Source organism: Proteus sp. fly-1067, assembly GCF_040139345.1.
Taxonomy (GTDB): Bacteria; Pseudomonadota; Gammaproteobacteria; order Enterobacterales; family Enterobacteriaceae; genus Proteus; species Proteus vulgaris_B.
On record NZ_JBEEUL010000017.1, the window covers coordinates 35,662 to 49,627 of the forward strand.

At 39.1% G+C, this 13,966-nt stretch carries 12 protein-coding genes; 7 read left to right on the plus strand and 5 right to left on the minus strand.

Features of this window, described 5'->3' with window-relative positions:
- Window positions 1-21: 21 nt before the first annotated feature.
- Genes hemY through hemC form a run of 4 tightly spaced genes read right to left on the minus strand, consistent with a single transcriptional unit; the run spans window position 22 to window position 4,196 of the window.
- The gene (gene hemY / locus ABN217_RS17455; RefSeq protein ID WP_196554229.1) at window positions 22-1,242 is read right to left on the minus strand and encodes a protoheme IX biogenesis protein HemY; all 1,221 of its coding nucleotides are present in this window, start codon (window positions 1,240-1,242) and stop codon (window positions 22-24) included.
- 4 nt (window positions 1,243-1,246) lie between these two features.
- Window positions 1,247-2,500, minus strand: a complete 1,254-nt coding sequence (hemX, locus tag ABN217_RS17460) for a uroporphyrinogen-III C-methyltransferase (RefSeq protein WP_349459697.1) — start codon at window positions 2,498-2,500, stop codon at window positions 1,247-1,249.
- 20 nt (window positions 2,501-2,520) lie between these two features.
- The gene (gene hemD / locus ABN217_RS17465; protein WP_196554231.1) at window positions 2,521-3,258 is read right to left on the minus strand and encodes a uroporphyrinogen-III synthase; all 738 of its coding nucleotides are present in this window, start codon (window positions 3,256-3,258) and stop codon (window positions 2,521-2,523) included.
- A complete protein-coding gene (hemC, locus tag ABN217_RS17470; protein WP_196554232.1) occupies window positions 3,255-4,196 on the minus strand; it encodes a hydroxymethylbilane synthase in 942 nt (313 codons plus the stop codon). Before hemC ends, hemD begins: the two co-directional genes overlap by 4 nt.
- A 987-nt stretch (window positions 4,197-5,183) precedes the next feature.
- On the opposite strand from hemC, the gene ABN217_RS17475 reads away from it, so the two are divergent.
- Window positions 5,184-7,778, plus strand: a complete 2,595-nt coding sequence (locus ABN217_RS17475; protein WP_340894693.1) for a class I adenylate cyclase — start codon at window positions 5,184-5,186, stop codon at window positions 7,776-7,778.
- A gap of 68 nt (window positions 7,779-7,846) precedes the next feature.
- Here ABN217_RS17475 and cyaY read toward each other — a convergent pair whose 3' ends face one another.
- The gene (cyaY, locus tag ABN217_RS17480; protein ID WP_072064599.1) at window positions 7,847-8,164 is read right to left on the minus strand and encodes an iron donor protein CyaY; all 318 of its coding nucleotides are present in this window, start codon (window positions 8,162-8,164) and stop codon (window positions 7,847-7,849) included.
- A 79-nt stretch (window positions 8,165-8,243) separates the two neighbouring features.
- On the opposite strand from cyaY, the gene lptM reads away from it, so the two are divergent.
- The 6 genes from lptM (at window position 8,244) to uvrD (ending at window position 13,950) form a co-directional block, all read left to right on the plus strand.
- Window positions 8,244-8,411 (plus strand): LPS translocon maturation chaperone LptM, encoded by a 168-nt coding sequence (gene lptM, locus ABN217_RS17485; protein ID WP_072070841.1) that lies wholly within the window; start codon window positions 8,244-8,246, stop codon window positions 8,409-8,411.
- Between the two features lie 41 nt (window positions 8,412-8,452).
- On the plus strand, window positions 8,453-9,277 hold the full coding sequence (dapF, locus tag ABN217_RS17490; protein ID WP_072070840.1) for a diaminopimelate epimerase: 825 nt from the start codon (window positions 8,453-8,455) through the stop codon (window positions 9,275-9,277).
- Between the two features lie 25 nt (window positions 9,278-9,302).
- Window positions 9,303-10,013 carry a DUF484 domain-containing protein gene (locus ABN217_RS17495; protein WP_072070839.1) on the plus strand — a complete coding sequence of 237 codons (711 nt, stop codon included), beginning with the start codon at window positions 9,303-9,305 and terminating at the stop codon, window positions 10,011-10,013.
- Complete coding sequence (gene xerC, locus ABN217_RS17500) at window positions 10,010-10,933, plus strand: tyrosine recombinase XerC (protein WP_197269663.1); 924 nt, start codon at window positions 10,010-10,012, stop codon at window positions 10,931-10,933. The genes ABN217_RS17495 and xerC overlap by 4 nt, the downstream gene beginning before the upstream one ends.
- On the plus strand, window positions 10,933-11,649 hold the full coding sequence (yigB, locus tag ABN217_RS17505) for a 5-amino-6-(5-phospho-D-ribitylamino)uracil phosphatase YigB (RefSeq protein ID WP_196554235.1): 717 nt from the start codon (window positions 10,933-10,935) through the stop codon (window positions 11,647-11,649). The genes xerC and yigB overlap by 1 nt, the downstream gene beginning before the upstream one ends.
- 144 nt (window positions 11,650-11,793) lie before the next feature.
- A complete protein-coding gene (gene uvrD, locus ABN217_RS17510) occupies window positions 11,794-13,950 on the plus strand; it encodes a DNA helicase II (protein WP_036939531.1) in 2,157 nt (718 codons plus the stop codon).
- Window positions 13,951-13,966: the final 16 nt, after the last annotated feature.

Sequence of the window (13,966 nt, forward strand, 5' to 3'; positions counted from 1 at the left end):
TCACATTCTTATCGAATGCGCTTATTTACTTTTTTTCGGCTCTTCAAAAATGACAGAATCTTTTTTAAGCGTCATTAATAAAGCATCCTTACGAACTTTGGCCGACTCCTCAGATTTTTTCTGTTTATCCAAGGCATCAGCAAGCCACGCAAAGTCATGAACGTCAGGACGCTGTTTTAACGCATTACGAAATGCCGATTCTGCTTGCACCCATTGCCCTTGTTGCATGGCAATTTGCCCTAATGTACTGTTGAGTAATGGTGTAGGACCATGTTGCTTAATAAGTGAATTTAGCACTTTTAAAATCACATTAGCATCTGTATTTTTTAAACGTGGCAACAGTAAGATCAAGCGTTCATCATACTGACGTTTGATCCCCTCTAAAATGATCGTTTGGGCAGTAACAGGATCGTTGCACTCAATAAGATGTTCAGCTAAAACAACACGTAATGCATTATCATGGTGTACTTTACGTGGTTGTGCTTTCCACCAATTTTTTAACCCGTCACAGCCACTTTCGGACATTTTTTGTCCCATAATACCAATGTAGGCTTTTTGGCGTAATTGTTCTAATTCATCATCCGTATGTAATGCAATTTTTTGCATAGATGGAATGATATCAAGTAATGCTTGCCAAGCTGCGGTTCGTGTATAAGCCGTTTCAGCTAAACGTAAAACCTCCGGGTGGCGAGGAGCCTGATTTAATAATTCATCAATTCCAGTACGCGCCGCATGATTTTCATTTTGTGCTAATAAAATACGCACTCGAGTAATATCAACTGGAAGTTGATTGGTATCGGCAAGTTCAGCGGCTCGTTCAAGATGTTGCTGAACTCGGAATTCATCACCACGTTGTTGTGCTGCTTCTGCCGCTAATAGATAGTTTACAACCGGTTGTTCCGCATAGTCTGCATTGCGACTCATCAGTTTTTCAACTTCTTTAAAGTCGCCTTCTGCTAATTTCATTAACGCCATACTCGTTTGTTTACGAGCTCGATTACGTTTACGGAAAGAAAACCAACTATAGGCTTTTGAACCTGTACCAATAAAACGGCGATAACTCCAACCAATCAGCAACAGCGCCAATTGCAGTAAAATAAACATAATGACGAGGCTGGTAACACTGGTTTCAATATTCCAATTATCTGTTTGTATAAGCACATAGCCTTGATGTCCTGCCAATATTGGGCCAAAAATGATGCCCGCAATAAGCACCACAAAAAGGAGCAGTATTTTTAACATAAGCTTATTCTCCTTGTTGTGCTACAGGCGCATCAGCTGCTGTACTATCGGCAGCTGCATCTTGTGCACTTTCTGGTGTACTTTGTTCAGCTTCTACTGCTTGCGCATCTTGAGCTTCAACAGCTTTCGGTTGAGTATACTCATTTTGCGCCAGTAAGTTACGGATCTGTCTTTCTACACGTTTTTCTAACAGTACTGGGCTTTTTAATTCTGTAGGCATTGTCAGCGTGATAGGTTGTTTTTCTAATTCAGAGACAGTCTCTAAAAATGCGGTTGTACTTGGATCAGAGGTATCGAAATAAGCACGAACCCAAGTGGATACTGCCTCAAGCGATTGCTGATAGATCTCAGTTTGATGGCGAGGGACAGCTTGGGAAGCAATTAATAAACGTGAACGAATATTCTCACGTAAATAGATATCTTGGTTTGGCGCTAATAAAGGCACTGCTTCAGTATCTCGACGACGGATAGTAATGAAGTCATCCATAAAGCTTTTCCAGCTTTTACTTAGGTTTTGTTTCCAATCTGACAACGAACCTGAAATAGTTTCGTCATCTTTATCCATAGGGGGGCCATTACGCTCAAGATCTGCTAAACGAAGATTATCAACCTGATTAGCTAACTGATTTATCTGTAAGATAGTGCCGTCATTATCAATCTTGGTTAATGCGGCTAAACTGCTGATATCTTCATTAATAGCACGACGAATTTCAAGTAAACTTGGATCGTTCATTTCTGCCAAGCTACTATCAGCACCTTTTAGTAAACTTACTGCGGTCACCACATCTTGATCATTCCATAACTTACGACCCGCCATTTTCACCATAAAATCGGCTTGTGCTAATAACCAACTTTTGACATCTGCACTGGAAATAGCCGCAAATCGAGTTTGTAGATCTTGAATTTGATTATCTGTGGTTTGGCGTTCGTTTTGTAATTTCTCAATAATTTGTTTTTGTGAGTTAAACAAACTATCAATATTATCAAAGCGTTGTTGATAGGTATTTTGTAGCTGCTGTAATTGAGTTAGCTCTAATTTAAGTGATTGATTTTCTGCATTTAACTTTGAAGCTTGTTGATTGGTGTAATAGTAAAGACCACCACCGATTGCCAAAATAACAAGGATAGCAACAGCACTTCCAATTAGGCCTGAGCGCTTATTATTAACAGGTTTGACTTCCTGATAGCGGACATTCTCATCAGCTTTAGCTGTATCTTTTGGTAAGTCATTATCATTTGTATTTTTCTGTTCCGTCATATCGGTGTCTCATTTAGGTTCTATATTAATGCATGAAATAAAGCATCATTATTGGCACTTTCAGCAACGGTGACGGTTTCCCACCCTAATCTTTTTGCTATTGTTGCTAATCGTTCACTCACCACCAGTAAATGGCAGTTTAACAGCCATGCTTTCTTAGATTCAGCGACCAGATCAAAGAGTTGTTGTAACATTTCACCGCTAGTGACAACAAGTGTATCAACCTGTGCTTTTTCCCACTGAAGTGCAAAATCGTCAGGGGAGTAATGAATAAATAGGCGTTGGTAACATTCGCATTCATCAATCATTGCACCTCGTTGGCGCAATGTTGTTGCAAGTAAGTCGCGACCACCGTTACCTCTAAGCAGTAAGATCTGTTTATCTTTCACCTGATTGAGAGTAGGAAGCGCGAGAAGATCTTCGCTAGTTTCTCCTTGCTCAGGATAGTGAATAGAAAGACCGCTTAAATGTTGGAAATCCTTTGCTGTGCTTTGACCTATTCCATAATAGGATAGCGTATCTGGCCATGATTGTTGTAATTGATTTAGTTGCCAGTTTGCGTATGACACCGCATTTTTAGAAAGTAAAAAGACACAATCACCCGCCTTTAATCCTTTTAGCTTAGTATCTAATAAAGGAAGCTCACGACCTGCGATGATCTCTATTAAAGGTGCTTGAAATGCTATTTTCCCTGCATTAATTAAACGCTGGGTTAATGCTTTTCCTGCAGGATCAGGGCGAGTGATTAAAATACTCATGCAGGTGTATTGCCTTGATATACCGCTGTTAGAATGGCTCTGGCACCTTTATCTAAAAGCTCTTCAGCTAGAGAAATACCTGCGGTTTCAGCTTCTTGTGGGGGAACTAAACGCTCACCACGTAAAATAGTTTCGCCGTCAGGTGAACCGACTAAAGCCCGTAACCAAATTTTGTCATTTTGCCAAATAGCATAGCTTCCAATTGGAACTTGGCAACCCCCTTCAAGGCGCGTATTCATTGCGCGCTCTGCTTTAACACAAATTGCTGTTCGGGAATGATTGAGAGCATCTAATAACTGACGAGTATCATCGTCATCTAAACGACATTCAATTCCCACAGCACCTTGTCCAACCGCAGGTAAGGATTGCTCGGCGGATAATGGTGTGCGGATACGTTCATTTAGACCAAGACGTTTTAAGCCTGCAACAGCAAGAATAATGGCATCGTAATCGCCGTTATCTAATTTACTTAAGCGAGTACCTACATTACCTCGTAAATCACGAATAATCAGATCAGGGCGTTGTGCTTTTAATTGGCATTGGCGACGTAAACTTGATGTGCCCACAATACTACCTGCTGGGAGTTGCTCTAATGAATCATAATGGTTAGAAACAAAGGCATCTCGAGGATCTTCGCGTTCACAAATTGTCACTAATCCTAGACCTTCGGGAAAATCAATTGGAACATCTTTCATAGAATGAACGGCAATATCTGCGCGTGATCCAAGTAGAGCAAGTTCTAATTCTTTTACAAAGAGCCCTTTACCACCCACTTTAGCTAAAGGTGTATCTAAAATGATGTCACCTTTAGTGACCATCGGTATTAATTCGACGACTAAACCTGGATGAGCAAGTTGTAGTTGTTCTTTCACATAAAGCGCCTGCCACATAGCAAGAGGGCTTTGGCGGGTAGCGATACGGATGGTACTTTTTGACATAATAGTATTATCTCTTCCGAGCGATTAGCGATATTTTTGTTTAGAAATAAGGCATTGTTTTAACACTTTAAGGCTCAATTTTCCAGTTAAGGCGTTTTGAGTAGTGATAACAATGAAAGAAATAGGGGGGTAATCGAAAAAGAAGAAAAGAAAAAGAAAATAAAAAATAAGTAAAATAGTGATCTATTGCGATGAATTTATTTATTTTCTGAGTTTTATTCTTTTTATATCTATATAAACAGTGTGGTTATTTACAAAAATAAAACATTGATTTATTGTTGTTAACATGTAATGACCGATAAATAAGATAAATGTAACACCCAATCTGAACGCATTGATAAAACAACCATTATTTCAAATGACATTTTTTTGATGATTACTTTCTCATATATAAAGACACGATAAAATTTAACAAAAATATTATTAAATAAAAATAAAAGAAATAATAAAAAATAGAAAAATAGATTAAGATTTAAATAAAATAAATATCTAATGAATATTAAATATTTATTTTATTATTATTATTTTAATATGAAAAAATATTTCATTATTTGAATATAAAAATAAAAAATATAAAAAAACTATATTTATCAATTAGTTGCTTTTATTTTCATTTTTTTAGCCATTTTCTAAGCTTTGTCAGTATTTATTTTGTTGTTCATCATCAAGTAAGCAGGGGTTTTTGTAGGGTAAATGATGGATTGAGATATTTTTATCGTCATTTTTTTTACAAATAAAATGATTTATCTATATGATTATAATGATATTAATTATGAAGCTTTACACGATTAAGCCCTTAAATATCATTTTTAGATCTTGGTGCTATATTTTGAGTTCCTCTTTACGCCTTGCGCTCAAGGTGTTAAATTGATCACGTTTCCGAGATTTTGTTAGTAAAGTTTTATCTATTAATAATGGATTAACTCAGGCTCGGTCACTTATAAACTCAGATTCTACTATCTTCTTAGTATTGTTCAGGCGAAACTCTTGTATCTTTATATTGAAACACTGAAGCAACGGCTGGATGCGATTAATCAACTCAGACTGGAACGAGCATTTGCATCGATGTGTGATGTTTTTAAACAGGTCTATGGTTTAATTCCTGTTTTATTGCATTACCACCATCCTGAGTTACCCGGCTACCTACAAGGAAATGTTCCTCACGGTACATGTTTCTTTGAACCTGATGACATGCAACGTCAATGGGCCAATAAGCTGATTAACGCATTATGTGATGAGCCAATGGAAGGGTACGCCAGCGGAGAGTTGCCAATTACTGGCATCTATTCGATGGGTAGCACTTCTTCTATTGGGCAAAGTCACTGCTCTGATATTGATATTTGGGTCTGCCATCAATCATGGCTGGATCAGGATGAGCGTGCACTTTTACAACGTAAGTGCCAACTGATTGAGCAGTGGGCTGGTGAGCTAGGCATTGACGTTACATTTTTCTTAATCGATGAAAATAGATTTCGCCATCATGCAAGCGGTAGCTTAGGTGGAGAAGATTGTGGTTCTACCCAACATATTCTTTTACTTGACGAATTTTACCGTACTGCAGTACGTCTTGCAGGTAAACGCTTGCTATGGACGATGGTGCCAGTAGAAGAAGAGCACCATTATGATGAATATGTTAACTCCCTTTATGCTCAGGGCGTATTAACACCCAATGAGTGGTTAGATTTAGGGGGGTTAGGTGAACTTTCAGCAGAAGAGTATTTTGGTGCAAGTTTATGGCAGCTTTATAAAAGCGTTGATTCACCATATAAAGCAGTATTAAAAAGTATTTTATTGGAAGCTTATTCAGCGGATTATCCTAATGGAAAACTGCTGGCATTAGAGATGAAGCAACATCTTCACCGTGGTGAAATCGTTAATTACGGTTTAGATGCTTATTGTATGATGCTTGAGCGTGTTACGCGTTATTTAGTTTCTATCAATGATTTAACTCGCCTTGATCTTATTCGTCGCTGTTTCTACCTGAAAGTGTGTGAAAAACTATCTAACGAAAAAACACAAAATGAATCCGAAGGTTGGAGACGACAAGTCTTATCGCAATTAGTGACTCAGTGGCAATGGGATAACGAACGTTTAACGATCCTCGATACCCGTGATAGCTGGAAAATCGAGCGAGTACGAGATGCGCATAACGAACTATTAGATACGATGATGCAAAGCTATCGTAATCTTATCCGTTTCGCGCGTCGCAATAACTTAAGTGTCAGCGCAAGCCCACAAGATATTGGCGTATTAACACGTAAACTTTATGCTGCATTCGAAGCATTGCCTGGCAAAGTAACACTGGTTAACCCGCAAATATCACCTGATTTATCAGAGTCACATTTAACCTTTATTTATGTACCTCAAGGCCGAGCAAATCGTAGCGGATGGTATTTATATAATCGTGCCCCTGATTTTGAAAATATCGTTGGACATCAACCATTAGAATATAACCGCTATCTAAATAAATTAGTGGCATGGTCTTACTTTAATGGGCTGTTAACAAAAGAGTCTCGTGTTTATATTCATCAAGGGGATTCCTCTTGTGATGAAATTAAACTACATGAATTAGTCAGGGATATGTCGAGCCATTTCCCTATTCGTTTACCAGCACCAACACCAAAAGCATTGTATAGCCCTTGCGAAATTAGACATCTAGCCATTATTGTCAATTTGGAAACAGATCCAACAGAGAGTTTTTCTGATCAAGTGGTTCACTTTGATTTTAGAAAACTGGATGTGTTTAGCTTTGGTGAAAAAGAGCAATGCCTTATTGGTAGCATCGATTTGTTGTACCGCAACTCTTGGAATGAGGTAAGAACTCTTCATTTCAGTGGCACACAGTCTATGTTGGAATCGTTAAAAACGATTTTAGGTAAAATGCACCAAGATGCGGCACCGCCGGCCTCTGTTGAAGTATTCTGCTATAGCCAACATCTACGTGGTTTAATTCGTACCCGCGTGCAACAGCTAGTATCAGAATGTATTGAGCTACGCTTATCAACGAATCGTTTAGAGCCGGGACGTTTTAAAGCTTTACGTATTGCAGGGCAAACTTGGGGATTATTTTTTGAACGCCTCAATGTCTCGGTGCAAAAATTAGAAAATGCTATCGAGTTTTATGGTGCAATTTCATATAACAAACTTCATGGATTGCCTGTTAAGTTGGATAAAGACGCTCGTTATTTACCTGCGGTCATTGATGGTTTTGCGTGTGAAGGGATTATCCAATTCTTCTTTGAAACCACAGAAGATAATAATGTCTTTAATATCTATATTTTAGATGAAGCAAATCGAGTCGAAATTTATTCCCATTGTGAAGGAAGCAAAGAAGAGTTAGTGAAAGATGTTAGCCGTTTTTACTCTTCCTCTCATGATCGATTCACATATGGCTCAAGCTTTATTAATTTTAACTTGCCACAGTTTTATCAAATTGTGAAAGTGGAAGGATCAACACAAGTGTTACCTTTTGCTGGTGGATCATTTGGTAAATTATCCGATCTAGGTAGTAAAGAAGTTCAACCTGAGATGAATGTTGTTCCCCACGGATTTACTGATTATAAAGCTGTGCAACACTCTTAATTGAATACAAACTTATAAACACAAATGGGAGCTATCATAGCTCCCATTTGTGTAACTAACCGTGCTTTTTAGAAAGAAAACGCTTCCCCACTTTGTTCTGTTATTGCTTGTGCTAGCATGGTTAAAAATTCACCGCCACTTCTATCACAAATCCATTGATCATCTTTCCAATCAAAGTGATAGCCACCAGAGCGTGTCGCTAGCCAAATTTGATGAAACGCTTCCTGACGATTAATAATAATTTTACTATTATTTTCAAAGGTTAATGTCATTACGCCGCCATTGATTTCACAATCAATATCTGCGTCACCTTCATAATTATCAATAGTTTGTTCTATTTCTGACAAGAGTTCGTCAGCTAATTGGTGAAATTCACTGTCGTTCATCTTCATTTCCTATTTGCTTTTCGAGATCTAACTGCGATTATAGAGGATATTAACCAAATAAATGACAGGCAGATTTCGAATGAAAACGTATTTACGTTGCACTCTTGCTATAATAACACTGATTTCTCTTTCGGGTTGTGGCTTGAAAGGCCCTCTTTATTTCCCTCCTGAAGATACTCAGGCAAAAATGACGCAGTCATCCCAGCCAAGCCAGCAAGTTGAGAGCGCCTCAACTCAGACCAATTAGTCAATCTTAGAAACGGTAATTTCGTTTCAGGCAGGGGCAAGATGCAATTTTCAAAAATGCATGGTCTTGGTAACGACTTTATGGTGGTCGATGCCGTGACCCAAAATGTTTATTTTTCACCAGAATTGATATGTCGATTAGCCAATCGTCATACTGGTGTTGGGTTTGATCAATTGTTGGTGGTTGAAGCACCTTATGATCCTGAGCTTGATTTTCATTATCGTATTTTTAATGCGGATGGAAGTGAAGTTGCACAATGCGGTAATGGCGCGCGTTGCTTTGCTCGATTTGTGAGACTAAAAGGGCTTACAAATAAAAGAGAGATAAAAGTTAGTACGCAGTCCGGTAGAATGACCTTACATGTTATGGATAATGATGATGTGTGCGTCAACATGGGTGAGCCTGAATTTGATCCTCAAAAAGTCCCTTTTCGCGCACAAAAAGCAGAAAAGACCTATATTATCAGGGCAATGGAACGTACTGTATTATGTGGTGTAGTTTCAATGGGAAATCCCCATTGTGTTATACAAGTTGAAGATATCAAAACAGCCGAAGTCGAATTATTAGGGCCAGTATTAGAGCAACATGAACGTTTCCCTGAACGTGCTAATATTGGGTTTATGCAAATCGTAGACAGAAATAATCTTCATTTGCGAGTATTTGAACGCGGTGCGGGTGAAACGAACGCCTGTGGTAGCGGAGCTTGTGCCGCTGTTGCGATCGGTATTTCTCAAGGTTTATTAGATAAACGTGTGAAAGTCACGTTGCCTGGCGGATCGCTGTTTATCGAATGGAAAGGAGTGGGTAACCCTCTTTATATGACCGGGCCTGCGACACATATTTATGATGGGATCATCCAGCTATAATATTATTTTTTGAGAGGCTATCTGTATGACGGATAAAAATAAGCAGTTCTGTTGCCCTGAAACAAACGAACTTAATGATCAACAAGTGGTTCGTTACCTTACAGAGCATCCTGATTTTTTTATCCGTAATGCAAGCTACATTGAGCAAATGAAAGTTCCTCATCCCATTCGAGGTACTGTCTCATTAGTTGAGTGGATAATGTCACGCCAACGTAATCGCATTCACTATCTTGAAGAAGATATGCGTTTATTGATAGAGCAAGCTTCTGAGAATGAATCTTTGTTTAGCCAACTCTTATTATTAATTTCTGAGTTGTCCAGCAGTGACTCTCTTAATGAAATGTTAGAGCGTTTAAACCTCTGGGCTAAAAAATTAGGTCTGTACTCTGTTCAATTGCGTTTATTTACCGATCGTTGGCAATTACAACCGCCTTTAGATGCACAGGCACTTGCACTCTCTCGCCAAGCTTTTGAACACTTCCGCATTCAGCGTATGGGTGATGATAATCACTATTTAGGCATGCTCAATGGGCAAGAGATCATGTTGTTGATGCCTAATGTACGGCGTTCTGGTTCTGTTGCTCTCTCATTATTAGGACATTATGGTGATTTAGGTGTGATTATTTTTAATAGCCGAGATAATCAACATTTTCAGGAAGGAATGGGAACCGTCATGTTGGATAAATTAGCTCATATCTTACCGGAATTATTAACACGTTGGGTGGCAAGACAATGAGTCAACCAAGTGATCTTCCAGAAACACTCACCACGGCTATAGAGCAATTTCTGCGTCACATTCAAGTTGAACGTAGATTAAGTTCTGTCACAGTAGAAAATTACCATCGCCAATTGATGGCCTTAGTGCAAATGATGGTTGAGATAAAAATAACGCAATGGCAATCACTTGAAAGCCAACATGTACGTATGTTATTGGCAAAAAGCCATCGAAGCGGGTTACAGCCGACCAGTCTAGCTTTGCGTTTTTCTGCGTTACGTAGCTTTCTTGATTGGCAAGTAGCACAAGGTATGCTGGATGTTAATTCAGCGAAAGGTATTCGTACACCTAAATCAGGTCGTCACCTTCCTAAAAATATGGATGTAGATGAAGTCAATCAATTAATGAATATCGACTTAAACGATCCCCTTTCTGTCAGAGATAGAACCATGCTAGAAGTGATGTATGGTGCGGGTTTGCGTTTATCTGAACTGACCAATCTCAATATTAATGATATTGATCTAAATGAAGGTGAGGTGCGTGTATTAGGTAAAGGAAGTAAAGAGCGTAAAGTTCCTCTAGGAAGAAAAGCGATAGAATGGTTACAAAATTGGTTTCCGATGCGAGAACTTTATGCACCAGAAGACAAGGCTGTTTTTATCTCAACTCAAAGTGGTAAGCGTTTATCAGTGCGTAGTGTACAAAAACGTTTTGAACTTTGGGGGGTAAAGCAAGGACTAAATAGCCATGTGAATCCTCATAAATTACGCCACTCATTTGCTACACATTTACTGGAATCCAGTGGTGATTTACGTGCGGTACAAGAATTATTAGGGCACGCTAATTTATCAACGACACAAGTTTATACCCATTTAGATTTTCAGCATTTAGCGAAAGTCTATGATGCTGCTCATCCGAGAGCTAAGAGAGAAAAATCATAATGCGTTTTTACAGAACTCTGACGCCAATTGCAGCGATGACTTTTGATCTAGATGATACGCTGTATGACAATGTGCCAGTGATGGATAAAACGGAAAAAGAGACACTGGCTTTTATTCGTCAATATGATCTGCGTTTTAATCATTTCACAGAAGAAGATGTGAATGCTTATAAAAAGCCACTTATAGAAAATAATCCAGAGATATTTCACGATATTACACAGTGGCGTTGGCTTGCCGCTAGGAATATGTTGTTAGATTACAATTACAGTGAAGCCAAAGCAAAGCAAGGTGCAGATGAGATTATGGCGCACTTTGCTTATTGGCGTAGTCGTATTAATGTGCCTCAAAATACACATCAAGTTCTCACTCAATTAGCAGAAAAAATTCCGTTAATTGCCATTACAAATGGTAATGCAAACCCGCTAAGTTGTGGTTTAGGGCAGTATTTTTCACATATTTTGAAAGCTGGCCCTGACGGTCGCTCTAAGCCTTATTCTGATATGTTTGATAAAGCAGCAACGCTTTTAAAAGTGCCTCATCAACAAATTTTACATGTGGGCGATCATCTTGTGACGGATGTTGAAGGTGCTGTTAATAGTGGATTACAAGCTTGCTGGATTAACCTTGATAACCGTAGTTTGTTTGAAGAAGGCGAAACTCGCGTGATGCCACATATTGAAATTACAGATTTAAGTAAACTGATAGAGTTGGTTTAACGTGATCTTAGGTCAAAATGGCAGAGATAAACGCAATTGAAAAAGGCTTTACTTTGCATCACGGATGAAATCCTGTTAGTTTGTTGCTTACTCACTATTTCTGTATATATCCACAGTATTTTCCTCACTAAATGATTGGTAATTATGGACGTCTCATATCTGCTAGAAGGCCTTAATGATAAACAGCGCGAAGCCGTGGCCGCACCTCGCATAAATATGTTGGTGCTTGCTGGCGCAGGCAGTGGTAAAACACGCGTATTGGTACATCGTATCGCTTGGTTATTATCTGTTGAGCAAGCTTCCCCTTTTTCTATTATGGCTGTGACGTTTACCAATAAAGCGGCTGCAGAAATGCGTCATCGTATCGAAGATTTAATTGGTACCAGTCAAGGCGGCATGTGGATTGGGACTTTCCATAGCTTGGCTCATCGTTTATTACGCGCACATTATCTTGATGCAAACCTACCACAAGATTTTCAAATTATTGACAGTGACGATCAATATCGTCTGATTCGTCGCATTGTTAAATCGATGAATCTTGATGATAAGCAATGGCCTGCACGACAAGGAATGTGGTACATCAACGGTAAAAAAGATGAAGGACTACGCCCTCAGCATATTCAAACCTATGGTAATCCTGTTGAAACAACATGGTTAAAAGTGTACCAAGCATATCAAGAGGCATGCGATCGTGCGGGGCTGGTGGACTTTGCAGAGCTTTTATTACGTGCTCATGAGCTTTGGTTGAATAAGCCACAAATTTTAGAACATTATCAAAATCGCTTTACTAATATCTTGGTTGATGAGTTCCAAGATACTAACCGTATTCAATATGCATGGATTAGAATGCTGGCGGGTCAAACGGGTAAAGTGATGATTGTAGGCGACGACGACCAATCTATTTATGGTTGGCGTGGTGCACAAGTTGAGAATATTCAAAACTTCTTAAATGAATTTCCTGGCGCAGAGACTATCCGATTAGAGCAAAATTATCGTTCTACAAGCAATATTCTAAAAGCTGCGAATGCACTAATAGCAAACAACAGTGATAGATTAGGCAAAAATCTGTGGACTGAAGGTGCAGAAGGCGAGCCTATCTCACTGTATTGTGCTTTTAATGATTTAGATGAAGCGCGTTATGTAGTTGGCCGAATTAAGCGCTGGCAAGAAGAAGGTGGTGCGCTGACAGATTGTGCCATTCTTTATCGTAGTAATGCTCAATCTCGTATAATGGAAGAAGCATTACTACAAGCGGCAATGCCATATCGTATTTATGGTGGGCAACGTTTCTTTGAACGTCAAGAAATCAAAGATGCGCTCTCTTATATGCGATTAACCGCAAATCGCCATGATGATGCTTCTTTCGAACGTGTTGTAAATACACCAACACGAGGTATTGGAGACAGAACATTAGATATTGTTCGCCAAGTTGCAAGAGATAACCAAATTACTTTATGGGAAAGTGCATTACAGGTTATCGAACATAAAATGCTAGCAGGGCGAGCAACAGCGGCAATACAGCGATTCTTAGAGTTAATTGAGACGTTAGCATCTGAAACGGCAGATATGCCGTTACATGTACAAACAGACCGAATTATTCGTGATTCAGGTTTGAAAGCGATGTATGAGCAAGAAAAGGGTGAAAAAGCCCAAGCTCGTATTGAAAACTTAGAAGAGCTTGTCACCGCAACTCGTCAATTTAGTTATCAAGATGAAGACGAAGATTTGATGCCATTGCAAGCGTTTCTTTCACATGCGGCATTGGAATCGGGTGAAAGCCAGGCTGATGCGTATCAAGATGCGGTTCAACTAATGACGCTTCACTCAGCTAAAGGACTTGAGTTTTCACAAGTCTTTATTGTGGGTGTTGAAGAAGGCATGTTCCCAAGCCAAATGTCATTAGATGAAGGTGGACGTTTAGAAGAAGAGCGTCGTTTGGCCTATGTTGGTGTCACTCGTGCAATGAAAAAGTTAACGCTTACTTACGCTGAAAACCGTCGCCTATATGGAAAAGAAGTAAGTCATCGGCCATCTCGTTTTATTGGCGAGTTACCCAAAGAGTGTGTCGAAGAAGTACGTTTACGCGCGACAGTTTCACGTCCTGTTAATCATAGCCGTTTAGGAACTCCGATTATCAGTAATGATACGGGGTATTCCCTTGGACAACGAGTGAAACATCCTAAATTTGGTGATGGAACCATTATTAATATAGAAGGTAGTGGTGAGCATTGTCGATTACAAATTGCCTTTAATGGCGAAGGTATTAAATGGCTGGTGGCTGCATTTGCTCGACTAGAGTAAGTCGTCATTTAAAGTG

Bases quoted from the DNA above. Each gene is read 5' to 3' on its own strand.
- dapF (WP_072070840.1), top strand. From the start codon at position 8,453: ATGCAATTTTCAAAAATGCATGGTCTTGGTAACGACTTTATGGTGGTC.
- hemX (WP_349459697.1), bottom strand. From the start codon at position 2,500: ATGACGGAACAGAAAAATACAAATGATAATGACTTACCAAAAGATACA.
- hemD (WP_196554231.1), bottom strand. From the start codon at position 3,258: ATGAGTATTTTAATCACTCGCCCTGATCCTGCAGGAAAAGCATTAACC.
- yigB (WP_196554235.1), top strand. From the start codon at position 10,933: ATGCGTTTTTACAGAACTCTGACGCCAATTGCAGCGATGACTTTTGAT.
- hemY (WP_196554229.1), bottom strand. From the start codon at position 1,242: ATGTTAAAAATACTGCTCCTTTTTGTGGTGCTTATTGCGGGCATCATT.
- hemC (WP_196554232.1), bottom strand. From the start codon at position 4,196: ATGTCAAAAAGTACCATCCGTATCGCTACCCGCCAAAGCCCTCTTGCT.
- uvrD (WP_036939531.1), top strand. From the start codon at position 11,794: ATGGACGTCTCATATCTGCTAGAAGGCCTTAATGATAAACAGCGCGAA.
- cyaY (WP_072064599.1), bottom strand. From the start codon at position 8,164: ATGAACGACAGTGAATTTCACCAATTAGCTGACGAACTCTTGTCAGAA.
- ABN217_RS17495 (WP_072070839.1), top strand. From the start codon at position 9,303: ATGACGGATAAAAATAAGCAGTTCTGTTGCCCTGAAACAAACGAACTT.
- lptM (WP_072070841.1), top strand. From the start codon at position 8,244: ATGAAAACGTATTTACGTTGCACTCTTGCTATAATAACACTGATTTCT.
- xerC (WP_197269663.1), top strand. From the start codon at position 10,010: ATGAGTCAACCAAGTGATCTTCCAGAAACACTCACCACGGCTATAGAG.